Source organism: Clostridium sp. AM27-31LB, assembly GCF_003480745.1.
Classification (GTDB): Bacteria; Bacillota; Clostridia; order Lachnospirales; family Lachnospiraceae; genus Butyribacter; species Butyribacter intestini.
Genome location: NZ_QUJS01000011.1, coordinates 108,090 through 132,314, shown reverse-complemented (window position 1 = coordinate 132,314; position 24,225 = coordinate 108,090). Strand labels below are relative to the sequence as shown.

Sequence of the window (24,225 nt, the reverse complement as noted above, 5' to 3'; positions counted from 1 at the left end):
TCTTAGCTGCATTGCAGCTATCCGTGCTACGCACAGATGAGGCGGTAAATTATTGTTTATGGCATTATTGAATTCAATTTTTTGGTCAATTACCCTCAAAATACCAGATACTTTTTTCTGAACTTCATAATCTGGAATTTCAATTTCTATCTTTCTAAATTCGGCTTGCTTTATTCCAGTTACGGTTGTACCAGTTTCTCTTGCCTTTAGTGAGGCTTGTCCAATTGGAGACTGAAGATAGTAAAGCAGATAATCATTATCTAGCACATTTTCTTTTCCTCTAAGTGTCAACAAGCGCTGTGCTATAGCCACATCATTTCTATCAAGTCTTGCTACCAGTCCAAGCGGAGCTTCCGTTGTAAGAAGAATATCTCCTTTTTTAGGAAATCCTCTAACCATAAATTTTTCGTATTCTTCTTCGGATATAAAATAGCATTGTGAGTAATCAATATGATTATTTTTCACTGATTTTGCACTTAATGTCATTATTCCAGTTTTAGATTTTTTTGGTGTTTTACCTCTATAATCTATCAAAGCATCAAGCGCATCTTCCATTATCATTGTGTTAAACTTCATACCCAATCGCCCCCAATTTCTTACGGATTTCATCCTCCAGTTCGTGAGACTTTGCAAACATATCTGAAAGCTCTGATGTAAGGCGTGTCATCTTTTCTTCAAAAGGTTCTCCATCGTCTGGGGCCTCTTCAATACCAACATATCTACCCGGTGTCAAAATAAAGTCCTGATTTTCGATTTCCTGAAGGTCTGCTACAGCACAGAATCCTTTCACATCTTCAAGCGTACCATCTTGAAATGCTGTAAATGTATCTGACAACTTCTGAATATCTTTATCTGTAAAGTCTCTGTGCTTACGGTCAACCATATAACCCATCTTACGGGCATCTATAAATAAAGTTTTACCTTTCTGCTTTTTGTTCTTAGAAATAAACCAAAGTGTAACCGGAATTGTAACGCTGTAAAATAACTGCGTAGGCAGTGCAACGATACCTTCTACAAGGTCAGCCTGAATAATATTCTTTCTGATTTCTCCCTCACCGCTTGATTGAGATGACAACGCACCATTAGCAAGTACAAGACCAATTTTTCCATTCGGTGCAAGATGATGTATCATATGCTGAATCCACGCATAGTTGGCATTTCCTGCTGGCGGAGTTCCGTATTTCCATCTAACATCATCTTTTAACTTGTCTTGTCCCCAGTTTGAAAGATTGAAAGGCGGATTTGCCATAATAAAATCAGCTTTAAGCGTTTTATGTAAATCATTGAAAAATGTATCTGCCTGATAAGGTCCAAAATCTGCATCGATACCGCGAATAGCCATATTCATTTTTGCCATCTTCCAAGTATCAGCGTTAGACTCTTGACCGTAAACAGCGATTTCTCCACGCTTGCCACTGTGTACCTGAATAAATTTTGCACTCTGAACAAACATACCACCAGAACCACAACATGGGTCATATACACGACAATTTTTGAATGGTTTCAAAATAGCAACGATTGTTTTAACAATGCTTGCAGGAGTATAGAACTCGCCACCCTTAACACCTTCGTATGCCGCAAACTGTTGAATACAATACTCATATGTTCTGCCAAGAAGGTCTTTGCTTTCTTCTGTATCGCCCATATCCATATTGGTAAAAAGATCAACAACCTCGCCTAATACTCGCTTATCCAAATCTGGACTTGCATAATTCTTTGGAAGCACATTTTTAAGAGTTGTATTTTCCTTTTCAATAGCTCTCATTGCATCGTCGATAACAGTACCGATTTCTGGAGTATGTGCTGCAGAAGCAATCTTGCTCCAACGGGCATCCTCCGGTACAAAGAAAATATTATCTTCTGCGTATGCATCCTTATCATCTTCAAAACCATCGCCCTCATCAACAAGCTGTTGATATCGTTTTTCAAATGCACTTGATATGTAACGCAGAAAAATAAGTCCTACAATAACCTTTCTGTATTCTGCTGCCGGAATGTGTCCCCAAAGAACACAAGCCGCATCCCATATTTGTTTTTCAAATCCAATATTAGCATTATTTTGAACTGCCATTTATAAATTCCTTTCTATTAGCAACTTGCTATATTTATCTGCACATGTTTCTTCATTTTGCAGTATCACTATCGTTCTATTACCACAATATCATCAAAGCCACATTTCAATTCAACACATATCCTAGCTAGAATATCTAACGATACTTGTTGATCGTTGTTCATTTTGGTAAATGTACTTGGTGCTATCTGTGTTTTCTTTCTCAATTCAGTTTTCGTCATATCCCTATCAATTAACAACTTCCATAAAGGTTTATAAGTTATTTTTACTTGATTTTCTGACATGTTATTTCCTCCAATTATCACGTCAAATAGTCCTTTTATCTTGATTTTTATTATATCATCAGTCTTTCGCTTATGCAATTACAAATTTCGAGTTCTCGAAATCATGCATATGATTATCCACAAAAAATTGAGCAGAGGAATCATCTCCCTCTGCCCTTATTCCACATCTTATCTTTCGCCTTATCTTTATCAGCATCTCTACCGACGCTCTTATCATAAATCCTCTGAAACTCTTCATAAAGCTCATCCCCATCCAGCTTTATCCCCAGCCTTTTCATTACATCCGAGAACAACCTTATACTTCCACTCACATCAGCTATATCAAATCGAAATACATCTGCCTTAACAGAATCACTGACATTCTCATAACCACCAAGCTCTAATATTCTACTAACAATCCAGCCAGCTTTGTCCACAGATTCTGTCTCTCTATTTTCCACATATTCACTTTTATCTGTTACATCAGTTATACTTTCGTCCATTCTTGCCAAATTCACATCAGCCAAATCAAGAATCTCTGGTGTTCCTATGCCATCAAAATCAGTCTGTTGTTTTCTAACTCCATCAGTTGGCTCTTTCTGTCTGCCTATTTCATTCTGATTATTGTCTGGATTTATTACCACAACATTCGTCCCCGGCTCAACAGCCACATCTTTCTTGGACACAGCCACATCTTCCATCCCCGGTATCTCAACATCCCTGTCTGCAACGATTTCTTCTTTCCCTGTCACCGCATAATAAGCCGTATACAAATCTTTCCTTCCGTATCCGTAAGTGCCAGAATTTCATTCTGCCATTTACGCACATCTGCTGGAGTTATTTCATTCATCTTCAGATTCTTGAAATATGGAAGTATCTTCTTTTCGACTATATTCTCCTTAGTCAGCCATGTGTTCAGCTTAACCCTCGGATTGACATCCTCTGTATACAGCTTCCAGAACTCTCCAAATGTCATATCCAGATTATTCTCCTGCCGAATCTTATAGTTTCGTTCATAATCAAGAGCTTCCCTCTTCGTTGCAAAGCCCCTTTTCTTTATCTGTTTATTTTCCCCGGTCCAGTCCTTACAATAGAATTTGACGAACCAGGTACCTGTCTTATTATCTTTATAAGCTGGCATATTCATCATCTCCTTTTCATTACACACGCAAAAGCAGGTACATAAGCTTTACTAACTTTTGCACCTGCTCCCAGCATTTTCTTTTTATCAGCCTGCATCACTCATACCATAAAATCGTTCTTCAAAGTACTTTCTATTTACTCTTCCACGAATTGCAATATAACCTTTCTTTACTATTTCGTCATTCAGTTCCCGCATAAGCTTATATGCTGCTGATTTTGAAATCCCAAGAATTTCCATAATATCTTCTACTTTTAAAAACTTTTCGTTCATACCTTTCACCACCTTTCTTCTAAAAAATGTTATTTTGACATTTCCCATACCAGTTCTGCTGATGTCACAACCAGCCTCATTACATGAGATATTCTCCTGTAATACCGCCCGCTCCTGCTCGAGGTACTCGGTCCACTTGGGGAAGTGTCTACATTCGCTCGCTTCACATTTAACTCTATAAATGAATTTCATGCGAAGGTCGTGGCAAGTGCCTGTTAGATTTCTGATACCGCTCATTCAGTTGTTTTCAATACCATATCGTATAGATAAATGAATTATGATTATTCTATATCCTATGGTATTGAATTGTCAAGAACTTTTTCTAATGTTCTCGTATAGAAAAACTTCCCTTTTCATTTTTTTCGTGTTATACTGTGTTCAACAGTCCATACAGGATCACAAAATGGAGGTAACTACACTATGACAATAGGTGAAAGAATAAAGAAAATACGGGTGTTCCGTAAAATGACAATGGATGATCTAGGCGGTGCTCTTGGCTTTGAAGGAAAAAATATGTCAGTCCGTATATCACAATACGAAACTGGTGCACGTATTCCCGGCGAAGATATGATTCAAAAGCTCGCCGATGCACTGCACTGCAATTACAAAGCTATTTCTGATTATAGCCTTGGTGCTGCAGAGGATATCATTGAAACACTTTTCTGGCTTGAAGAAAGTGCAGCTTCACTTCCAGCAAGAGGAAAAGGTACAAGATTTCCTGAGTACACTGCTCCCGGCAATCTGATTCACTTAACTGCAATGACTCCGGCAAAGCCATCTGAAACAGCCAGACCAACTTATAACGAAGATGATTATGACTATGCAGGTGCACCTGTTGCATTAACTTTTGAATATGGATTGGTAAATGATTTCCTTTCGGAATGGTGTGAAATGAAAACGAAATTAAATAACGGAGAGATTTCTCCAAATGAATATTTTGAGTGGAAAATAACATGGCCTCATGCGTAAAAAAGATAAGGAGTGAATATATGAACATTATTGATGAATTTATAGAACATTATAAAAAAGAATATGATTTTTATGATACTGCAAGTAAACTTGTTGCACAACAACTTGAAAATGCATTACATGCTTCTGGCATTCGTGCAATTGTTACATATCGTGCAAAAAATCCACAGCGTCTTCAAACAAAACTTATTCAAAGAAACACTGAACATCCTTATTCCTGTTTAGAAGATATATATAATGATATATGTGATTTTTCTGGCGTACGTGTTGCTTTATATTTTCCAAGTGACCGAGACAATGTCGAAGAAATTATCAAGGATAACTTTAACCTACTACAAGAGCCAAAAATATTTCCTACCCAACAAAAAATTCCCAATTTTAATAAACGTTTTTCAGGTTATTGGGCAAGACATTATCGGATATCTCTTAAAGATACTTCTTTAACAGAAAGTCAATTAAGATATGTTAACTCAAAAACAGAAATTCAAGTTGCATCCGTACTTATGCATGCTTGGTCAGAAGTAGAACATGATTTAGTATACAAGCCTCTTAGTGGGAATTTATCAAACGAAGAACTCTCTATTCTTGACGAACTTAATGGTTTAGTTTTAGCTGGTGAAATAGCTTTAGAAAGATTAAACGAAGCTGCAAAAAGCAGAATCAAAACCGAAAATGCTTTTAATAATCAATATGAGCTTGCTTCTTTTTTATACACAAAATACCAAAACAAGATTGACTCTAATAAGCAATTAAAGTTAGGTAATGTAGAGCTTCTTTTCAATCTAATGATACGATGTAAACTTATGACAGCTTCGGATTTAGCACCTTATTTAAAATCTCTTGATTTTGCAAAAGGACTTAAAACAATAAGTGAACTAATTACAGACAATATTATTTTTGGTAATTCGGACAGATATAATATATATATCAGTCTGAAAACCTCATCCAATGAAGAAAACAATGAATTTCATGCTTCTATAGGACAATTTATGGAACAATGGATTTTACTTGAAAGACTTATTAATTCAATTTCTATGGATAAAAATCCCAATTATCGTACTCCATTTAGCACAAACAACTTAAAAATAATATTCTCACCTGCAGAATTATCTCGCATTATTGAATTAAGAAAATACAGAAACGCTCTTGTACATGGGGCTCTAATACCTGAGATAAAAAATTTGAAGCAAATGACAAATGAATTAAAAACAGTATGTGATAAACTCCAAGATAATTATCATAAGGACATTATTCACATTTAGTACCAAAATAGTACCACAAGGCAAAAATCAAGCTCGCAAATGCCAATTTTACTAGGCTTTGCGAGCTTTTAAAAATTATTCAAATTCTACAAAGACTAACGCTTTTTGTTTAGGAATTATTCTCTGTAATGTTTCTCGTTCTTTTGATTATTTGATATATCCATATTATCCTGCCTATACGAGCTAATGTTATCATTTTGTTATCGGCATTGATAACACCTACTCGATAACTGTGGATAATAACTATATGTAGCATGTCAAATTATAAGCTATTTTGCTTAGAGATTCAACACAAAACTGAAATTTTACTTTTCCTTATATTCATCTGGTATTGCTATTTGAAATGTTTCACACAACAGCATCACATCATGCACATCATTTTTATCGTGTTCATATCCCAAATGAAGCATTACCTGACTCAATGGTTCAATACAAGAAACAGTTATATCTCCAACTTTTCCAATACCGGAAAAAGTTTTTGATGGAAATATATCTCCCTCATAAACAATTCCGTCATCTGTAAATTCAAAACAATGTAAATCAATGATTCTTTGTTTATCATCTTTCCAGACAGTATGACCATCCGTTGTATAATCAGTATTTACTTCCTCAAATCCATGCTGCTTAATCACATAAATATAATCATGATAATGTTTCAGTTCAACAAACAAATCAATATCATTGTGTATTCTTGATTCTCTTTTAAGAAGTGCATCAACACCCCATCCGCCATCTAAATATACTTTAATTTCGTTTTGCAAAGCATATTTTATAATTTCACATGCATCTTCTGTACGTACCATAATCTATCCTCCAAATTCAAATCTTTGTATGCTTTCCAACTCACTAAAAGCCTGAAATTTGTCAGTCTTTCATCCTTTTTGTTATCAATCACCAATTAGCTGTAATCCATTAGGATTTAGCTGATATATTTTATCGCACACCTCTTCAATATACTTTCTATCGTGAGAAATGCTAATGACAGCCCCCGGAAATTCTCGGAGCATTTTTCTTATTACCGGACCGGACAATGGTGAAAAATTTCTTGTCGGTTCATCCAGAATAAGAACATTTGCACCACTTAAGCTCATCCTCAAGAGAAGCACTTTCGCCTTTTGTCCGCCTGATAACTCCCGAATCGGATGCTCCATTTCATCTGGTGTGTATTTAAGTGAACCAAGGTATGTTCTAATTCTTGTACGCTCTTCTTTATCTCCTGTTTTATCAAGGTAATCAACCGGTGTAACATCCAAATCCAGCAGGTCTTCATAAGTTTGAGGCATATATTCTGCTTTAATGTCATTCCGATTTAGGAGTTCTTCCGCTATCTTTTTTAGAAGAGTCGTTTTTCCTGCCCCGTTGGCTCCTATCATACAGATTTTTTCTGAACCTTTTATTTTTAAATGAATTCCTTCTGCTAAAATTCTTTTGCCATCCGGAGTCACAAGCTTTGAAAGTTCATATTCTATGACCGTTTTTCCTGCGGGAATGTGTGAGTTTTCATCCCCTAATTTGACAAAGATTGCTTCTTCCTGTTCCGGCATCTGAGTCATATTTTCATCTTCTTTTTCAAATCTTCGTTCCATTGCCTTAACCGTATGCATTTTGTCCTTTAAGTTTTTGGCAACAGACGGTGCTTGTCTGGTACAACTTCTTAATGCACCTTGTACACTCTGCATAACTCTTTGATATTTTTCATCGCGAATCTTTTTCTCCCTACGGTCACTCAGTGCCCGCTGTTTTTGGATTTCAAATTTATGAAGCCGTTCTTCCACATAGCGTCTATAGGGAAGCTTTGCCACGGTATATCTCGCCTTTGTTTTTCGTATAATCTGCTCGATATGTATCACCATGTTGGCAGTACGCTCTATCAGCGTTTCATCGTGTGAAATAAAAAGCACAATGTGCTTCCAGTCATTTATGATTTTTTCCAGTAATGTAAGCGTCGCAATGTCGATGTCATTGGAAGGTTCGTCCAACAACAGCACAGAAACATCGCGAATGAAAAGCCTCATAAGTTGTGTCTTGACTTTTTCGCCTCCTGAAAGACTACCCATTGTCTGGTTACTGTAGAAAAAATCATTTTTCATTCCAAATTTTCCCGCAATAACAGACAATTCTTTAGGCGTTTTCTCCCAGAATATTTCCTCTTCAGAAAAATATTCGTATATTGTTTTTTCCTTATCTTCATCGAGCATCTCCTGCGGAAGATAACCAAGACGTTCGTGTCCCATTATCCTTTCCCCATCTGCTTCTATATAGTTTTCTACAAGCGACGGATTGTATATCCACTTCATTAATGTCGATTTCCCATTTCCCTCTTCTCCAATAATAACTGCCTTATCTCCATCATTTAGCACAAGGTTGAAATCATTAAGAATTATTCTCAGGTCTTTTTTATGTGTTAAATTTAATTTTTTTATCTGCAACATTAAAGTTTCTCCTTTTCGAAGTCTGAGCCAATTATTATTTTGAACACACAAAAACGAGTCTTTTTTGCATACGCAAAAATAGACTCGCTAAATAGACCCTTATTTCTTTTCCAAAAGGAAAACAAAGGAAATGCCTCTTGCGATAATCCAACTTAAGCGTACACAAAACAAACCTATTCTCTACAGGCTCAATAACTATATGTGTCTTACTTAAATCAAATTATCTATTAATCATTTCCTCACCTTACACAAAATGTGCCTTTCTTTCTTCTAATGGCAATACTATCATACTGTATTTTTTGTGTCAATACATTTCACCTTATGGAAGTGCAAATTAAAATTTTCACTTCCTAATTATACATCCAACCATTACGAAATTCAATCTTTCACAACCTCTTTACAACCACAACCACAGCACTCCAGCAAACGCAGGAGCACCATACCGTAAAACGCTTATGTGTAAATCAACTCCGTTCCTACAACTTCCCTCACACAAGCCTGAATATTATTCATTCTTCCAATCCATTCGTAGGGATTATCTTTCTTTAATTGTTCCGTCACATCTTGTCTGTCGGCATATTCCTTTACCAGTCGAAGAAACATATCCTCTGCTTGCTTATCGACTTCTGCAAGATAACTATGCAGCTTTCCGCTTGTCAGCAGGTTCATATATAACACTTTATAGTGTTCCTTTAAATGCCTTGCATGTCGTTTCCCCCATAAACCAATCGGCTCTATTTCTTCTTCGGCTGGTACTGTGATGTTCGGCAATAAATAATCACCCACCTGTCTATAAGTTCCGCCCATTTCTTCAAAAATTGTCTTTGTCATTTTCCTTTTCCTCCTGTGATTTTTGTCTATCGTGATCGTGTATTATCACGCTTGCGACCTTTAACTGTTCTTGCCTGCTCCAACAAATCATCTATCTGTTTGCGACCAAAAACCTTACGGAGCAGGCTGTAATCTTTATTTTCTGCTTTTAGGATTTTGTTTTCTTCGGTCAATCTTTCATTGACTTTCTCCAAACGCTGATTGGTGCGGTATAACTGTGCATTCGCTGTATTCAGCCTATGATAGTTGTCCCACCCCTCAAAGCAGCGGGCAAGCACCGTTTTGACAAGTTGCTTCAATTTCCTTACAACCGGCTCTGCCATTTTGGTTTTATATGCCTTTGCAGTCATAAATTTCTCTGGTTCTGGCAACTGATATTTCGGTGCAGTATCAAGCTCTATTTCAAGATTTGACAGCTCGTCTTTTGCCTTATCATAGTTCAATACTCGTTCCGACAACACATCAAATTCAATCTGTTTCTGCTCGATTTTCGCACCTAATGCCGCCACTTCTTTTTCTCTTTCCTGCTTTTTATAATCCAAAACAGAAAGATGTTTTTCGTGTGTGCCTAAATGTTCCCACTCAATCCCATAACGTTCCATCACCGCCGCAAGCTGTTCTTTTTCGGACTGTATCCATTGCGACCACTCCGTATCGCCACGACTGCCGCCCTTAAAACCTTGCGTTGCAAGAGCCTGCTTTAGTGACACTCTTGTATCAAGTCCACGCTTGCTGCCTGTGGTAAAAGGTACAAAATCTATGTGCAGATGTGGTGTAGCTTCATCCATATGCAGATGAGCCGAGAACACCCGAAGCTGTGGATTTCGCTCCTGAAAACCCTGATAGTATTCATCTAAAATCTGCTTTGCCAGTTCTCCGTTTTCCGTATCGGCGTTCATATTTCCCTTACCGCCCACCTGTAAAATGATTTCGTGGAACGGTTTTTCCTGCTTGGAACTTCGGATTTTTTCATAATAATCTTTTATCTTTCGGTCTGACCTTATCTGCTTGGCATTGTATCTTTCCAATGCTTCATCAAACAATTCGTGATAAACTGTCTTTATATTTTCATTGCAGTAGTCGATATTGAGATGAGTACGAGTTCCGTCTACATTTTCTGCTCGGAACTTTCGGCTATTGTGATTGACCGAGCCTTTACCGACCATTGCACTTATCGTTCTCTGCATTTTTTCATCTCCCATCTGTAAATTTCAACATTCTCAGGTTTTGTTACTTTTGTCAAAAGTAACGCAAAAGCACTTTTGACGGGTACACCCATCAAAAATGCGACCTGTAAACAGGTTTTGCGTTCTCCGAAGGCTCTCCGAGGGGTGAGCGTGTGCCGGTGGCACACACGCCTGCGAACCGACCGAGCCAGCAGGCGAGACCAAAGAGCCGCCTTTGAAAAGGCACTCTCTGCACACTCCCCTAAACTTTATCCGGTGTCAAAGTGTGACGATGGTGACAATGTTTTTCACAGCGTGCTGCTCTCAAAAACATTGACACCTTTGACACCGTTTGTCACGCCGTCTGCTCGGTTTCTTTCCAAAGTGAAACCTTTCTTCCGTCGTGTGTGCGGCTGTTCTGATAACGGATACCGTAATCACGAAACAGCCTGCTTGCGTTGATACTGAGCCTTAAAGAAAGTACATTCGGCTTTATATCCACCGCAAGCCTTTCGCAAAGTTCCGAAGCAGTTCCTTCCCATCTGTCACTTTCCGAAAAGAGCGTATCCGCTATCTTCTCAAGCAGAGGTTCGGGCGGTTCTTTCCACATCTCCGTTTCCGATTTTGCAAAGTTCCACACCAATCGCTCGCTGTCCCTTACAAGATGGATTTTCATATCCTGCTGGTCTCTGCCAGCAACATCAAGTGTGGCATTGTTGGAAGTACGCTTGTCCTTACTGAGAACAAATGCACCGTCTGCCGCACCCATCAGACCATTCGTGCCTGAAATCATATCGAATATATCTTCCGATTTTTGTTTGCGTGTATGATGAACAATAAGCATTGAAACCTTGTAACTGTCTGCCAACGCTTTCAGCCTTGCCACAACATCATAATCACTTGCGTAGCTGTAATCTGCTCCGCCTGCTTCACGCACACGCTTTAAGGTGTCTATGATAATCAAGCCTGTGTCTGGGTGTTCCCTCATAAACCCTCTTATCTGTTCTTCCAGTCCGCCATTGACCGTTTTACATTCCGTTGCGAAATACAGATTGCCTGTCTCCTTTGCACCGAACATCTGAAACAATCGCTTCTGCAAACGTGGGTAATCATCTTCAAGGGCAAAATAAAGCACCGTTGCCTTACGCACCTTATACTCCCAAAGCGGTGTGCCTGTGCTGATATGATAGGCAAGCTGTGCCATCATAAAGCTCTTTCCCACTTTCGGGGAACCTACGAAAAGGTAAGTTCCCCTTTGGAGCAGACCGTCGATAAGTGGTGTCTGAACCTCAAACACCGTATCATACAGCGTTGTCATTGATACTGTTTTCAGATAGGAAGGGTCTAACTGTCTGAGTATTTCCCTTTGCATTTCTTCAAAAGATTGCTCGTACCCCTTGAAATCCGTATCCTGATTGACTATACTATTGTCAGTACATTTGGAAAGTGACTGTTCCGCATCTGTTGCCGCAGATACATTTGGAATAGTCATTTCTTTTTTATTCTCCATTCGCATCCTCTCCTTTCAAACCGCCGAGAATAATGGAAATCAGTTCTATTACACTCAGCAGTTCATCATCCACACCTTTTCCTGCTTCAATCCTTTTCAGTTCCGCAAGGACTGTGGCAAATTCCGTTTTCAACGCCTTATACACTCTCGGATTGCCCTGTACCACCACATCCTGATTTAAGCAACGGCGGTAACAATACTCCTGTTTTGGCAATCCTGATAGAGCTACAGCTCTGTTAATGAGTTCGTTTTCTTCGGGCGATACTCGAAACCCTACTGTGATATTCCTCCAACGATTTTTGTTATCTCTGTTCTTAGCTGACATTTTCAAAATCTCCTTTCCCTAAATCATCTAATTTTTCTGCCATCTCAATCTGCTTTGACGGAAAGAGGTGTGCGTACTGATAAGTAATATCAATACTTTCGTGACCAACTCGGTCAGCAATCGCCACCGCAGAAAAGCCCATATCAATCAAGAGTGAAATGTGGCTGTGACGGAGATCGTGAATGCGGATACGCTTCACGCCTGCCGCCTTTGCCCCTCTGTCCATCTCGTGATGAAGATAGCTTTTCGTCACCGTAAAGATACGGTCTTTCTTCTTCAATCCGTAAAGCATACCGAGATATTCTTTCATTTCCTCACACAGAAACTTCGGCATTTTAATCGTGCGGTTGCTCTTTTTCGTTTTCGGAGAAGTAATCACATCCTGCCCTTTCAAACGCTGATAGGATTTATTGATTGTGACTGTTTCCTTATCAAAGTTGAAATCTGCCGGAGTCAAAGCTAACAGCTCGCCCTCTCGGATACCGCACCAGTAAAGCATTTCAAACGCATAAAAGGAAACAGGCTTGTCCATCATCTCAAAAGAGAATTTCTTGTATTCTTCCTTTGTCCAGAACAGCATTTCCTTGTGTTCCTCACGTCCCATATTTCCCACCTTTGCCGCAGGATTGGAACGCAGTTCATAGTAGCGGACAGCGTGATTGAAAATGGCGGACAACTGATTGTGCAGCGTTTTCAGATACGTCTGTGAATAAGGCTTTTTCTTCTCATCACGATAGGCAAGCATTTCATTCTGCCAAGTAATAATCTCCTTTGTGGAAATCTCGCTGATTTTCAGTTTCCCGAAATACGGAAGTATCTTTGTGCGTATGATATGCTCTTTGGTAAGCCACGTGTTTTCCTTCAAACGGTTCTTCACATCATTGATATAAAGCTCCGTAAAGGCTTCAAAACTCATATCAAGGTCTGAAGAAGTCTGCAATTTGAACATTCTTTCCCATTCCTGTGCTTCTCGTTTGGTAGCAAAGCCACGCTTGCATTTCTGCTTGCGTTCCCCTTTCCAGTTCACATACCTTGCCATCACATACCAAGTACCGTTATCTTCATTCTTAAATACCGGCATTTACATTTCCCCCTTTCCTGCTCCGTAGAGCCTTTCGTAAAAATACTGGCGATTTACACGCCCTGCAATCGTAATAAAGCCCTTTGCTTTCAATTCCTCATTTAATTGTCTGATGAGTTTATATGCATAAGGTTTTGATACGTTTAGTTCCTGAGCCACATCTTCGGCTCGGATAAATCTGTTTTCCATATCCTTTTTCTTCCTTTCTTAAAATAATTTTTTGCTTGCCGCTTTCTCCGTGTTAAAGTTCCAACAGGCACTCCTGCTTGTCGGCAGGCGCTGTGCTGTCCCAATGCACCGCAGTACATCAGGCGCTCGCTCGTATAGGGGTTCCCGAAAAGTCGGAGACTTTTGGGGAAGAGGAGGAGCAGTGCAGCGAATGAGCTTTTGTGCTTGCACACAAGCGAACGATACGGAACTTGCTCCGACGAGGTCTTGGCGGTTTGGCTTTTCGGACGGTCATTCAGTTGTCGCATTAAGCATATTTGTTTAATTCGTAATTTATTTTACTAAACATATTTGCTATTGTCAAGTGGTTGCAAAGAAAATATTAAACATTTTTGTTTCGGTTTTTCTTGACTTCCACTAAACATTTCTGCTATACTTATTTCACTAAATATAAAAGGAGCGTATCATTATGGCTATCAGCGAAAGAATACATTTTTTCAGACTAATGCGTGGTATGACACAAAAGTATCTCGGTACAGCAATCGGTTTTCCAGAAAAGAGTGCTGATGTGCGTTTGGCACAGTACGAAACTGGTACACGCAAACCGAAAGCAGACCTTACAAATGCATTGGCACAGGTGCTTGATGTTTCTCCACAGGCTCTTGATGTTCCTGACATAGACAGCTATATCGGTCTTATGCACACTCTGTTTACCCTTGAAGATATTTACGGTCTTACTGTCAGTGAAGCAGACGGAGAGGTATGCTTAAAGGTCAACAAGGACAAAGGCAGAGAAGCATATGAACTCCTCAAAATGCTGTATGCTTGGAAAGAACAGGCAGACAAGCTATCTTCCGAAGAAATCAACAGAGAAGAATACGATAACTGGCGTTACCATTATCCAGAGTTCGACACCACACAGCGTTGGGCAAAAGTTCCATCACAGGAATTAAGTGACGCTCTCGTGGAAGCATTCAAAGACCACTTGAAAGATAAATAAGCACCTACAGGACCTGCCACTGGCAGCTCCCTACAGATGCTTTGGCAACGACAAAAAAGCCCTTAACTATGGTTATTAACCACAGCTAAGGGCTTAGTTTATAATATGGAATTTGTTCAGAGCCAAGCTCCGAACTTTAGTCTGCAAGCCACCTGTTAATTGTTCCGTTACCCATAAACCACTGGATAACAAGAATAATGGCACTTGCTATGACTGTTATCAATTTGTTATCAAAAGACTAATCGAAATCGCTGAAACCCGCATAAACACTGGCTTTTTTAAGCAACTCGATTTATTCAAACTCTATCGTTCCAGGTGGCTTACTCGTCAGATCATAAAATACTCGATTGACTCCTTTCACCTCATTTATAATTCTACTCATTACTTTCTGAAGTACATCATATGGTATCTCGGCACTGTCCGCTGTCATGAAGTCTACCGTATTTACTGCTCTTAATGCTACTGCATAGTCATAAGTTCTCTCATCGCCCATTACACCTACTGAACGCATATTTGTGAGAGCGGCAAAATACTGTCCGATGCTGCGGTCAAGTCCTGCATTTGCGATTTCTTCGCGGTAGATTGCATCTGCCTCCTGAACTATCTTAACTTTCTCGGCTGTTACTTCACCGATAATTCTGATTCCAAGTCCCGGTCCTGGGAATGGCTGGCGGAATACAAGATTTTCAGGTATTCCAAGTTCAAGTCCTGCCTTGCGCACTTCGTCTTTGAAAAGATTTCTGAGTGGCTCTATGATTTCCTTGAAATCTACGAAATCAGGAAGTCCCCCTACATTGTGATGAGATTTGATTACTGCTGATTCTCCGCCCAGTCCGCTCTCTACCACATCTGGATAAATTGTTCCCTGTGCTAAGAAATCAACTGCTCCGATTTTCTTTGCTTCTTCTTCAAAGACACGGATAAATTCTTCACCAATGATTTTTCTTTTCTGCTCCGGTTCTGTTACACCTGCGAGCTTGTCATAGTATCGCTGCTGTGCGTTTACTCTTATAAAGTTTAAGTCAAACTGACCGTTTGGTCCAAATACATTTTCTACTTCGTCACCTTCGTCTTTTCTGAGCAAACCGTGGTCTACAAATACACAAGTAAGCTGTTTTCCGATGGCTCTTGATAAAAGTCCTGCTGCCACCGATGAGTCTACTCCGCCTGATAATGCAAGTAAAACTTTTCCATCTCCTACTTTATTGCGTATTTCTTCTATTGATTCTTTTACAAATGAATCCATTCTCCATGTGCCTGCACATCCACATACTTCGCGCACAAAGTTGTAAATCATCTTTGTTCCGTTTTCTGTATGAAGAACTTCCGGATGGAACTGAATAGCATAGAGATTTTTGCTTACATTCTGTGCTGCTGCTATAGGACAATCGGCTGTCGAAGCTGTAACCTCAAATCCCGGTGCCGCTTCTGCAATTCTGTCAAAATGGCTCATCCAGCATATAGATTTCTTTGGAAGATCTTTCTGAAGCACTGAATTGTCAGTAAAGTTAATCTCTGTCTTTCCGTATTCTCCGACCTCCGGAGTGATTACCTTGCCGCCAAGCACATGCATCATAAGCTGTGCACCATAGCAAAGTCCAAGTACAGGAATTCCAAGTTCAAATAATTCTTTTGAGTATGTTGGCGAATCTTCTTCATAACAACTATTTGGGCCACCTGTAAGAATGATTCCTTTAGGAGCCATCGCCTTGATTTCTTCAATTCCGGTACGATAAGAATATATTTCACAATATACATTGCATTCACGGACACGTCTTGCAACAAGCTGATTGTACTGCCCGCCAAAATCAATGACTATTACTTTTTCCTTATCCATTGATATTCATCCTGCCATTTATAGGTATTTTTTATAAATAGCTTTTCCTTTCCTTAATTTTCGTAAAACCCTTATTAACTATTATAAATTAGGCTCATAACAAAGACAAGAGTTAATTTTAATTTTCACATGACATTGGTAACAGTTCAGCCCAAAAAAAGATAAGTCAATAATACATGAGCTTGCTCAATGTATTATTGACTTGTTTTTTGGGGCGGAATAGCCTTTCATTTATGAAATGAAGTAAACTCAAGCTGCATAGCAGCGACTGACAGCTTGCTGGCAGGTTTACGAATGTAATAAATGAGGGGCTGAACTGTTACATGACATTGACTGTATATGTTATTGTTTACTTACAAACCTGACACTAGCCGTCAAAGTTATGCCAACAGAAACTCTCCAAAAATCAATGATACAGTACACTAATAAACAGCTTAAAATTATTATTTTAATATTCAATTTAAACTATCTGCCTAATTTTCTCCACCAGACTAACATCTGCCGGCAGCCATTCTACCTCATAAATCTGCTCCTTTTGAAGCCATCTCGCCGCCTCATGTTCTTTTAATTCAAGGTTTCCTGACACCACCTCACACCAAAAACATTGCATTGACAAATGAAATTTAGGATAATCATATTCTACGGTTTTTATGTAATCCCCTACTTTTATTTCCGTTGCAAGTTCCTCCATTATCTCTCTTTTTAATGCTTCCTGTGGTGTTTCTCCTTCCTCTACTTTTCCTCCCGGAAATTCCCAGCCTCCTTTAAATTCCCCATATCCTCTCTGCGTTGCAAATATTTTCTTTGGTGTATTTATATTGTCACATATTACTGCTGCAACTACATTTATTATCTTTTTATCTGTTTCCATAATCAATTTTCAATTCCTTTCCACAATTTAAATCATTTTTACATTCTTAATCCACAAAATACTCGTAAATATCCTCACGAACAGAATGTTCCAGCTTCATTTTAAAATTCATTATAGGAAGTTTCTGCCCCTTATCATTTTTTATTTCCGTCTGCATATAATCAACCGGAGAAACTTTTCCCATATAATAAAAATCTGTTCCTTCTCCATCACTTTTCTTGATAAATAAATATATTTTTAACCCGATTTCTTTATAATTTATAATCTTCTGACTCTCCGGACTTTCAAGACTTACCTTGCTTCTTGTCATCCAACTGAATAATTGATTATTAATAAACTGGTCTTCATATTTTGTGCTATTTGCAATGTCCTCTTTCTTCTCATATGTTACAAATATTGGACATGTATTATGCTTAATCCTGTAACCGTAAACTGTTGAGCTGTCATCATGTTCCCAATTTAATATCCTGCATACATCTTTTCTTGAATATTTTTCATATAATACAAGATTGTCCTCATCATGATTTTTAAATAAATCCTCATAACGCCTCAAACCATATCTGACAAGACACTTCATTTCATTTACAAATCGGGTATTATTAAACAACGAATAAAAGAGTGTAGCCCGTCTTAACATCCCATTTTTTGCTTCATCCGTACTTATAAATTCTATGTCATTATACCGTTTTTTCTCTGCTGGTGCATTTACAAATACTTTTCCCAAAACATTTAATGCCGATACATAATCTGACTCACGATATTTCTCACCTTTTTCTTCGAGAAGTATTTTGTAAGTTTCCAAACTTATCTTTTCATTATTTAAAAGGCTGCTAATCATCAAAAGTTCATGTATCCTTTTTCCATTTACAAGCGATGATATAAATTCCAGTATTGCTTCCTCTTTATCGCTAAATGAAACAGTAAAGTCTTTATCTACTGATTTTACAAACTGGTCATATGATTTTGAATATTGAATAAACAACATTGGGTCAATCTCACCATACTCATAAAAATCAAGTACATTTGGTATTCTGCCAAGTTTGTATTTTAGAGCAAAATATTTTTCACGCAATAAATTCTTTGTTGTTTTTGAACTGTCAATAGATTCAAATATTCTTTTTTTACTTATCTCATCAAAATGTATTGTAGACTCACCCGGAATTACTCTTGAGCCTTCTCTTACATATTTGCGGATTGTGTCCTTGTTATATGTTCTGTCACCTGACAATGCAATAGGAATCATAAAATTATTCATATAGTTTCCTATAAAATCAAGTATTACTACATATTCTTTGCCCTCATATTTTCTAAGACCTCGCCCCAACTGTTGTATAAATACTATAGGCGATTCTGTTGGTCTTAACATAACAACCTGGTTTACTGCTGGCATGTCAACACCTTCATTAAATATATCAACCGTAATTATATAATCAAGTGCATTTTCAGATTCATCCTGTTCAAGCCTCAAAATAGCTTCTTCTCTTTCTCTCTGCGAATTGTCTCCCGTAAGCACAAGAGTTCTCAAACCTCTCATATTAAATTTTGCCGATAATTGTTCTGCTTCATCCTTATTTCTGCAAAACATAAGACCTTTTACTTTGTCCCCCGAATATCCATAATAATCCATCTGCTGCATTATATAATTTACTCTATCATCACAAACTAGATTTGTAAAATTTTGAACATTCTTAATAGCATTGTCATCTATTATATGCCCATCAACTTCTAAATCAGTTATTCCAAAATAATGAAACGGGCACAAAAGCTTTTCTTCCATTGCCTGTTGTAAACGAATTTCATACGCAATATTGTGGTCAAAAAGTCCGTATATATCATAGCCATCTGTTCTATCAGGTGAAGCCGTCATTCCTATCCAAAACCTCGGCATAAAATAATCCATTATCCTCTGATAACTGTCAGCTCCCGCACGATGAACCTCTGCTCGTGTCAAGTAAGAAACAAAAAAAAATTAATTTTTTTTATCAATGGGGAACCTTTAGCAAGATTCCCCATGTTACTTCTTTATAATTTTGTTTTCTCGCTATTACTACTGATTATACCATCATCCAGCCTGAAAGTCATCAAAGTTCCATCTGATTTCAATATGCTCATTATCATACACCAACACATAATCAATGAGATATCTGATTACTTCTTCATCAAACTCATCCAACTTACTAAGCTTTGTTAGCTGTTCCTGCTTTGCATCAAGAAAGAGATCCTTTTGCATATCAAGTGTTTCCTGCTTCTCTGTAATCAGACTTTCTATCTCTGCGATTTTCTGCTTAACTTCTGCAGTCTTTTTTGCCATCTGATCACGAGTGATATTTGTTTTTGTATAATCATCGTATATCTCAAACTTTAGCTTTGCATAGTGTGCCTTTGACTTTTTAAGTGATTCGATTTCCCTTTCAAGATTATCTGGACAATTACCGCCATCAGTTTTCAACTCAAATTCCTGCAACTGAGCCAATGCCATATTTCTAGCAATGTCTAGAAGTGTCGCCTCAAGTTCTTCACCTCTAATACGTGACACATGACCGTTGTGGCATCTGTATGAGGATTTATTTCCGTATTTATAAAGTCCCTTACCACATATTCCACAGCGAATATACGATTTACGCCACTTTCCATTTGGTTTTCTCTTCGTCACTTCTCGTCTTGCTATCATCTTGTGAGCAAGCTTGAAGTCTTCCACAGAAACTAATGGTTCATGACAGTTTTCAACAATTATCCAGTCCTCTTTATCTCTCTGCACAACCTGATGACCGGTATCAATATTATCAGCCGTCTTGTTATTGATTACAGAACCAATATAGACTTCATTATATAAAATCTCCATTACTGTACTGGCACTCCACATGTGCTCACCAATATCCCTTTCATAACATCTCTTAACTCCAATCTTTTGGTAATACTCAAATATGCTATCATATCCATTATTATTCAGATAATTTGCAATCTCGGTGTATTTCATGCCTTTAATAGCCAGTTCAAATATCAGCTGGACAACAGGTGCTGTTACTGGGTCAGGCACTAACATATGCTTATCATCTTCACTTTTCTGGTATCCAAAAGGAGCAAATGCAGCAATGTACTTTCCCTGCTTAGCCAACACTGCCTTAGCGGCTCTTACCTTTTTTGATGCATCCTTACAATACAATGCATTCACAAGATTTTTCAGTGCAACACTCATACCTCCGGTTGAACCAAAGCTGTTAGCAGAATCGTAATTATCATTCACGCTGATATATCTTACCTGAAGAACCGGAAATATACATTCCATATAGTTACCAACTTCAAGATAATCTCGTCCGAGTCTGCTGTAGTCCTTCGTCACAATAACCTGAATCTTACCAGCCTTTACCAGATCCATCATTTTTACAAAATTAGGTCTGCTAAAGTCTGCTCCGGAATATCCATCATCTGAAAATTCCATTATGTTGCAGTCCTTTAGTTCAGGCAGTTTCTGGATATGATCAAGCATTAACTTTCGCTGATGGGAAATACTGTTACTTTCCTCATGAGCAGCCAAGTTGTCATCTTCATCTGATAATCTCATATAGAGAGCTATCGTCTTATCCATTGCTGCTCACCTCTCTTTCTTCTGCCACTTTAAGCAACTCCTTTAGGAAATCATCATACAAGAGCTTAACTTCTATATTGCCATCATAAAAAACAATTTCCGATACAAAAGCATCCACAAGCTCCTTTGTAAGTTTTCTTTTAGCCATATATTTATTGACAGTTTCTTCCCATCCTTCATCAATATGAAATTCTTTTTCATACAGACTTCTTCGATGAAGCAATTCAGTAATCTGCGCTTCAATCTCATTTACTCTGCTTTCATATTCTCTCTGATACTGGCACAGTTCTTCCGCAGTGATTAACTGTTCCCTATAATCTTCATACAAACCACTTTTGTTAGCGGTAATTCTTCTTACATCATTTTGAAGTTTTGCTATCTGCTTGGTATAAATATCATATTGAAGAACATTCTCTTTTCTGCTGTTCATCTTCTGAACAAACTTTGTTTTCTCAACACACAAACTCATATGCTGACGGATAACAGAAAAAACACTATCCATAACCTCAGAATAATCATAAGAGTACTTATTTTCACATAGCCTAGCTAATTTTCTACGGTTCTTACACTTATAATAGAACTTTTCTGAATAAGTGTGATGCCTGCCAATCAATACACTGCCTCCACAACAGGCGCATTTTGTTTTATATACCAGAATATTATCCGGCTTATTTGGAACATCAGCTTTAGGTTTTGATGCTTCTAAATGCTTCTTTTTGATATGCTCCATTCTCTCCCTTGTTTTGTAGAAAGTGTCCTTATCAATTATTGGTTCATGAACATTTTCTATTCGCTGCCATGTTGATGCATCTGTTTTAACATTCTTTCTCCCGGTATCAAGAGCCTTCCTTTGCTTTCCATGAACAATATTTCCAATGTAATATTCCCCTTGGAGTATCTCTTTTACATGCGAATAGTGCCATTCTCTTGCTTTTTCAGCAAGTTCAATCTTTCCTGACTTATAGAATCTGTATTTCGGAGGTGAAAGAATTCCTTCGTATTGCAAAGTCTTTGCAATACCAGCATATCCCTTCCCATCCAAAAACATATTAAAAATTCTAACTACATTGTCAGATACCTCTTCATCAATCAAAAGCTTTCTTGAACCATCTGTAGCCCTGTAATATCCATATGGTGGCGTTCCCTCGCTGAAGCCGCCCTGTGCCCAAATACTATGCTTTCCGGTCTCTACTTTCTTTGAAAGGTCTTTGGAATAATATTCGTTCACAATATTCTTAAACGGTACGGATAAATCAGTTCCCGGTCTTGCAGTATCAAAATCATCTGTGATAGCAATATATCTCACATCAAGAAAAGGAAATACCCTCTCAATGTAGTTGCCTGCTTCCACATAATTTCTGCCAAGTCTGCTAAGATCACGAGTAATAACAGTATTGATTTTGCCTGCCCGGATATCATGAATCATACGGTCAAATTCCGGTCTTTCAAAAGTTGTTCCTGTAACAGATATATCAGCATACACACAAACTTCTACCATATCATCCTGCCCATTAATAAACTCTCTGATATATGCAATCTGTGTATCTACAGTATCTCTTTCCTTATTCGCCTCTGATTCGAATGAAAGTCTCGCATAGATTCCAACCTGATATGGTTTTGCCTCCTTATCCAGGCTTAAAACTGCTTTTGTTGTCAGATTGTCAGTTGGCTCTGCAACTGCAATCGGCGTATTTTTTCTACTCTTTCTTGCCATACTACACAGCCTCCTTTAATCTGATATTCAGTTTTCCCGTACTGTCCACTTCAACAAAATGTCCCTGACTTTCTATTACATCAAGACATTCCTTGTAGCAGTCATCAAAGTCAAACACTACTTCAATGTGATTCTTATCAAATACCTTTATTTCACGGATAAGAGATACAACCACTTCCCTCGTGAGTTTCTCAATGTTTTTATGTTCCGTAAAATAATCAAGCCATACAAAGCCTTTGCTCTTACGATTCAACACATCATCCATTTCCAATTCAATCTGATGAATAGCAATCTCAGCATTCTTTTTTCTCTGCTCATATGCTGCATGAAGTTCCTTGTAATCTTCCTTTGAAATAATACCATCCTTCATATCCTCATAAAGCATTCCTCTGAGATCTGCACATCTGTCTACTTCTGCCTGTTTCTTTTCACGCCTTTCCTCAAGCTTTTTCATATCAAGCTGCTGAAACGGCACGTTGCCGATAAAAGAAAGAATTCTTTTAAGGTCAATCATGTTATCAATGTGTGTCTGTAAAAGCTCTAGCACCACTTCTTCCAACTTATCCGTGGAAATTCTGTGGGAACTGCACTGCTTTGAATCCTTATGGGTTGCACACAGATAATAGGCATAAGTTTTACCACCCACTTTTGAAGTTTTTCTTACCATGGGAATCCCACAGCCGCCACAGGTAACTACCCCTGACAGCGGATAAACTTCCTCTCTGTCCGGTGATGTTCTTGTATCCATTGCAAGCAATCTCTGTACTACTTCAAAATCCCTGTCCGTGATAACCGGCTCATGGTTCTTTTCAATCCTTATCCATTCGCATTTTTCTTTGATTATGGTCTTTTTGACCTTGTGATTCGGTGTTGTCTGTTTTCCCTGTACGAGATTACCTATATAAACCTCATTTGTAAGGATTCTCCTTACCATGACTGAAGTCCACTCCGACTTTTCTTTTGTCTTAAAGCATGTCTGATAATTGCTTCCTGTGCTTGCTTTATACTCAGCCGGTGGAAGTATTCCTGATGAATTAAGTTCACATGCAATTGCATCCTGACTTTTTCCATGCAACTTCATTCTGAAAATATCTTTCACAACATTTGCTGCATATACATCAATTTCCAGTTTGTGCTTATCTTTATCATTCTTTTTGTATCCATATGGCACAAATGCCGTGATTACATCTCCCTGCTTTCTCTTAATTTCAAGATGTGAACGTATCTTAATTGAAATATCACGACAGTAAGCATCATTAATAAGATTTTTGAATGGAATAATAATCTCATCTGACTGCGACTTTGCCTCTCCGGAATCAATACCATCATTGATTGCAATAAATCTTACTCCCATAGCAGGGAATAATCGCTCAATATACATACCTGAATCTATATATTCTCTTCCGAATCTGCTCAGATCCTTAGTGACAACGCAATCAATTTTGCCTTTCTTAATATCTTCAAGCATCATCTGGAATGCCGGTCGCTCAAAATTAGAGCCGCTGAAACCATCATCAACATACTCCTGCACAACCTCAATATCATTTTTGTTTTCGAGAAAATCTCTAATCAGTGATTTCTGATTTGCGATACTGTTACTCTCAGTTTTTTCATGTGAAGCAACAGCGCCATCTTCCTTCGATAAACGAACATAGATGGCTGCATGATAGATCTTTTTGATCTGACTTATCTGACTCATATGCACATCCTCCTATTGTTGTTTAA

At 38.1% G+C, this 24,225-nt stretch carries 23 protein-coding genes; 3 read left to right on the top strand and 20 right to left on the bottom strand.

The window, feature by feature from the left end:
• From DW721_RS14360 to DW721_RS14335, 6 genes are all read right to left on the bottom strand, one after another.
• Positions 1 to 576: restriction endonuclease subunit S (locus DW721_RS14360; protein ID WP_207665629.1), on the bottom strand; the 576-nt coding region annotated here is incomplete at its 3' end.
• Entirely contained in the window at positions 566 to 2,071 is a 1,506-nt protein-coding gene (locus DW721_RS14355; protein WP_118746122.1) for a class I SAM-dependent DNA methyltransferase, read from the bottom strand. The genes DW721_RS14360 and DW721_RS14355, both read right to left, overlap by 11 nt.
• A 68-nt stretch (positions 2,072 to 2,139) precedes the next feature.
• Positions 2,140 to 2,355 (bottom strand): helix-turn-helix transcriptional regulator, encoded by a 216-nt coding sequence (locus DW721_RS14350; protein WP_118746121.1) that lies wholly within the window; start codon positions 2,353 to 2,355, stop codon positions 2,140 to 2,142.
• 140 nt (positions 2,356 to 2,495) lie between these two features.
• Positions 2,496 to 3,107: a hypothetical protein gene (locus tag DW721_RS14345; protein ID WP_243036037.1), complete on the bottom strand. Its 612-nt coding sequence runs from the start codon at positions 3,105 to 3,107 to the stop codon at positions 2,496 to 2,498.
• Positions 3,083 to 3,475 carry an Arm DNA-binding domain-containing protein gene (locus DW721_RS14340; RefSeq protein WP_243036036.1) on the bottom strand — a complete coding sequence of 131 codons (393 nt, stop codon included), beginning with the start codon at positions 3,473 to 3,475 and terminating at the stop codon, positions 3,083 to 3,085. The genes DW721_RS14345 and DW721_RS14340 overlap by 25 nt, the downstream gene beginning before the upstream one ends.
• Before the next feature lie 87 nt (positions 3,476 to 3,562).
• Complete coding sequence (locus tag DW721_RS14335; protein WP_118746125.1) at positions 3,563 to 3,748, bottom strand: transcriptional regulator; 186 nt, start codon at positions 3,746 to 3,748, stop codon at positions 3,563 to 3,565.
• A gap of 420 nt (positions 3,749 to 4,168) precedes the next feature.
• On the opposite strand from DW721_RS14335, the gene DW721_RS14330 reads away from it, so the two are divergent.
• Together DW721_RS14330 and DW721_RS14325 are read left to right on the top strand one after the other, a co-directional pair.
• A complete protein-coding gene (locus tag DW721_RS14330; RefSeq protein WP_118746120.1) occupies positions 4,169 to 4,717 on the top strand; it encodes a helix-turn-helix transcriptional regulator in 549 nt (182 codons plus the stop codon).
• A 20-nt stretch (positions 4,718 to 4,737) separates the two neighbouring features.
• Positions 4,738 to 5,979, top strand: coding sequence for a RelA/SpoT domain-containing protein (locus DW721_RS14325; protein WP_118746119.1), 1,242 nt, complete (start codon positions 4,738 to 4,740; stop codon positions 5,977 to 5,979).
• A 305-nt stretch (positions 5,980 to 6,284) separates the two neighbouring features.
• Here the strand turns inward: DW721_RS14325 and DW721_RS14320 are convergent, their stop codons facing one another.
• The 8 genes from DW721_RS14320 to DW721_RS14285 form a co-directional block, all read right to left on the bottom strand.
• Complete coding sequence (locus DW721_RS14320) at positions 6,285 to 6,782, bottom strand: aminoglycoside nucleotidyltransferase (RefSeq protein ID WP_009247521.1); 498 nt, start codon at positions 6,780 to 6,782, stop codon at positions 6,285 to 6,287.
• A gap of 84 nt (positions 6,783 to 6,866) precedes the next feature.
• Positions 6,867 to 8,411: an ATP-binding cassette domain-containing protein gene (locus tag DW721_RS14315; RefSeq protein WP_009247522.1), complete on the bottom strand. Its 1,545-nt coding sequence runs from the start codon at positions 8,409 to 8,411 to the stop codon at positions 6,867 to 6,869.
• 453 nt (positions 8,412 to 8,864) lie between these two features.
• Complete coding sequence (locus tag DW721_RS14310) at positions 8,865 to 9,242, bottom strand: TnpV protein (protein ID WP_009247523.1); 378 nt, start codon at positions 9,240 to 9,242, stop codon at positions 8,865 to 8,867.
• A 26-nt stretch (positions 9,243 to 9,268) separates the two neighbouring features.
• A complete protein-coding gene (locus DW721_RS14305) occupies positions 9,269 to 10,429 on the bottom strand; it encodes a plasmid recombination protein (protein WP_009247524.1) in 1,161 nt (386 codons plus the stop codon).
• Between the two features lie 334 nt (positions 10,430 to 10,763).
• A complete protein-coding gene (locus DW721_RS14300; RefSeq protein ID WP_009247525.1) occupies positions 10,764 to 11,918 on the bottom strand; it encodes an AAA family ATPase in 1,155 nt (384 codons plus the stop codon).
• Complete coding sequence (locus DW721_RS14295) at positions 11,908 to 12,243, bottom strand: hypothetical protein (protein ID WP_009247526.1); 336 nt, start codon at positions 12,241 to 12,243, stop codon at positions 11,908 to 11,910. Before DW721_RS14295 ends, DW721_RS14300 begins: the two co-directional genes overlap by 11 nt.
• On the bottom strand, positions 12,233 to 13,324 hold the full coding sequence (locus tag DW721_RS14290) for a site-specific integrase (RefSeq protein ID WP_009247527.1): 1,092 nt from the start codon (positions 13,322 to 13,324) through the stop codon (positions 12,233 to 12,235). The genes DW721_RS14295 and DW721_RS14290 overlap by 11 nt, the downstream gene beginning before the upstream one ends.
• A complete protein-coding gene (locus DW721_RS14285; RefSeq protein WP_009247528.1) occupies positions 13,325 to 13,513 on the bottom strand; it encodes a transcriptional regulator in 189 nt (62 codons plus the stop codon).
• A 448-nt stretch (positions 13,514 to 13,961) separates the two neighbouring features.
• Between DW721_RS14285 and DW721_RS14280 the strand changes: the two genes are divergently transcribed.
• The gene (locus DW721_RS14280) at positions 13,962 to 14,492 is read left to right on the top strand and encodes a helix-turn-helix transcriptional regulator (RefSeq protein WP_009247529.1); all 531 of its coding nucleotides are present in this window, start codon (positions 13,962 to 13,964) and stop codon (positions 14,490 to 14,492) included.
• A 292-nt stretch (positions 14,493 to 14,784) separates the two neighbouring features.
• Here the strand turns inward: DW721_RS14280 and guaA are convergent, their stop codons facing one another.
• From guaA to DW721_RS14250, 6 genes are all read right to left on the bottom strand, one after another.
• Positions 14,785 to 16,329, bottom strand: coding sequence for a glutamine-hydrolyzing GMP synthase (gene guaA, locus DW721_RS14275; RefSeq protein ID WP_055940433.1), 1,545 nt, complete (start codon positions 16,327 to 16,329; stop codon positions 14,785 to 14,787).
• 460 nt (positions 16,330 to 16,789) lie between these two features.
• Positions 16,790 to 17,200 carry a (deoxy)nucleoside triphosphate pyrophosphohydrolase gene (locus tag DW721_RS14270; RefSeq protein WP_022013394.1) on the bottom strand — a complete coding sequence of 137 codons (411 nt, stop codon included), beginning with the start codon at positions 17,198 to 17,200 and terminating at the stop codon, positions 16,790 to 16,792.
• A 46-nt stretch (positions 17,201 to 17,246) separates the two neighbouring features.
• Positions 17,247 to 19,151 (bottom strand): DUF3427 domain-containing protein, encoded by a 1,905-nt coding sequence (locus DW721_RS14265; protein ID WP_347560395.1) that lies wholly within the window; start codon positions 19,149 to 19,151, stop codon positions 17,247 to 17,249.
• A 111-nt stretch (positions 19,152 to 19,262) separates the two neighbouring features.
• Complete coding sequence (locus tag DW721_RS14260) at positions 19,263 to 20,786, bottom strand: recombinase family protein (protein WP_007889590.1); 1,524 nt, start codon at positions 20,784 to 20,786, stop codon at positions 19,263 to 19,265.
• Positions 20,779 to 22,500, bottom strand: a complete 1,722-nt coding sequence (locus tag DW721_RS14255; protein ID WP_055195973.1) for a recombinase family protein — start codon at positions 22,498 to 22,500, stop codon at positions 20,779 to 20,781. Before DW721_RS14255 ends, DW721_RS14260 begins: the two co-directional genes overlap by 8 nt.
• A gap of 1 nt (position 22,501) precedes the next feature.
• Positions 22,502 to 24,199: a recombinase family protein gene (locus DW721_RS14250; RefSeq protein ID WP_055195972.1), complete on the bottom strand. Its 1,698-nt coding sequence runs from the start codon at positions 24,197 to 24,199 to the stop codon at positions 22,502 to 22,504.
• Positions 24,200 to 24,225: the final 26 nt, after the last annotated feature.

Coding starts and splice junctions, on each gene's coding strand:
- DW721_RS14355 (WP_118746122.1), bottom strand. CDS start 2,071: ATGGCAGTTCAAAATAATGCTAATATTGGATTTGAAAAACAAATATGG.
- DW721_RS14350 (WP_118746121.1), bottom strand. CDS start 2,355: ATGTCAGAAAATCAAGTAAAAATAACTTATAAACCTTTATGGAAGTTG.
- DW721_RS14340 (WP_243036036.1), bottom strand. CDS start 3,475: ATGCCAGCTTATAAAGATAATAAGACAGGTACCTGGTTCGTCAAATTC.
- DW721_RS14335 (WP_118746125.1), bottom strand. CDS start 3,748: ATGAACGAAAAGTTTTTAAAAGTAGAAGATATTATGGAAATTCTTGGG.
- DW721_RS14330 (WP_118746120.1), top strand. CDS start 4,169: ATGACAATAGGTGAAAGAATAAAGAAAATACGGGTGTTCCGTAAAATG.
- DW721_RS14325 (WP_118746119.1), top strand. CDS start 4,738: ATGAACATTATTGATGAATTTATAGAACATTATAAAAAAGAATATGAT.
- DW721_RS14320 (WP_009247521.1), bottom strand. CDS start 6,782: ATGGTACGTACAGAAGATGCATGTGAAATTATAAAATATGCTTTGCAA.
- DW721_RS14315 (WP_009247522.1), bottom strand. CDS start 8,411: ATGTTGCAGATAAAAAAATTAAATTTAACACATAAAAAAGACCTGAGA.
- DW721_RS14310 (WP_009247523.1), bottom strand. CDS start 9,242: ATGACAAAGACAATTTTTGAAGAAATGGGCGGAACTTATAGACAGGTG.
- DW721_RS14305 (WP_009247524.1), bottom strand. CDS start 10,429: ATGCAGAGAACGATAAGTGCAATGGTCGGTAAAGGCTCGGTCAATCAC.
- DW721_RS14300 (WP_009247525.1), bottom strand. CDS start 11,918: ATGGAGAATAAAAAAGAAATGACTATTCCAAATGTATCTGCGGCAACA.
- DW721_RS14295 (WP_009247526.1), bottom strand. CDS start 12,243: ATGTCAGCTAAGAACAGAGATAACAAAAATCGTTGGAGGAATATCACA.
- DW721_RS14290 (WP_009247527.1), bottom strand. CDS start 13,324: ATGCCGGTATTTAAGAATGAAGATAACGGTACTTGGTATGTGATGGCA.
- DW721_RS14285 (WP_009247528.1), bottom strand. CDS start 13,513: ATGGAAAACAGATTTATCCGAGCCGAAGATGTGGCTCAGGAACTAAAC.
- DW721_RS14280 (WP_009247529.1), top strand. CDS start 13,962: ATGGCTATCAGCGAAAGAATACATTTTTTCAGACTAATGCGTGGTATG.
- guaA (WP_055940433.1), bottom strand. CDS start 16,329: ATGGATAAGGAAAAAGTAATAGTCATTGATTTTGGCGGGCAGTACAAT.
- DW721_RS14270 (WP_022013394.1), bottom strand. CDS start 17,200: ATGGAAACAGATAAAAAGATAATAAATGTAGTTGCAGCAGTAATATGT.
- DW721_RS14260 (WP_007889590.1), bottom strand. CDS start 20,786: ATGGATAAGACGATAGCTCTCTATATGAGATTATCAGATGAAGATGAC.
- DW721_RS14255 (WP_055195973.1), bottom strand. CDS start 22,500: ATGGCAAGAAAGAGTAGAAAAAATACGCCGATTGCAGTTGCAGAGCCA.
- DW721_RS14250 (WP_055195972.1), bottom strand. CDS start 24,199: ATGAGTCAGATAAGTCAGATCAAAAAGATCTATCATGCAGCCATCTAT.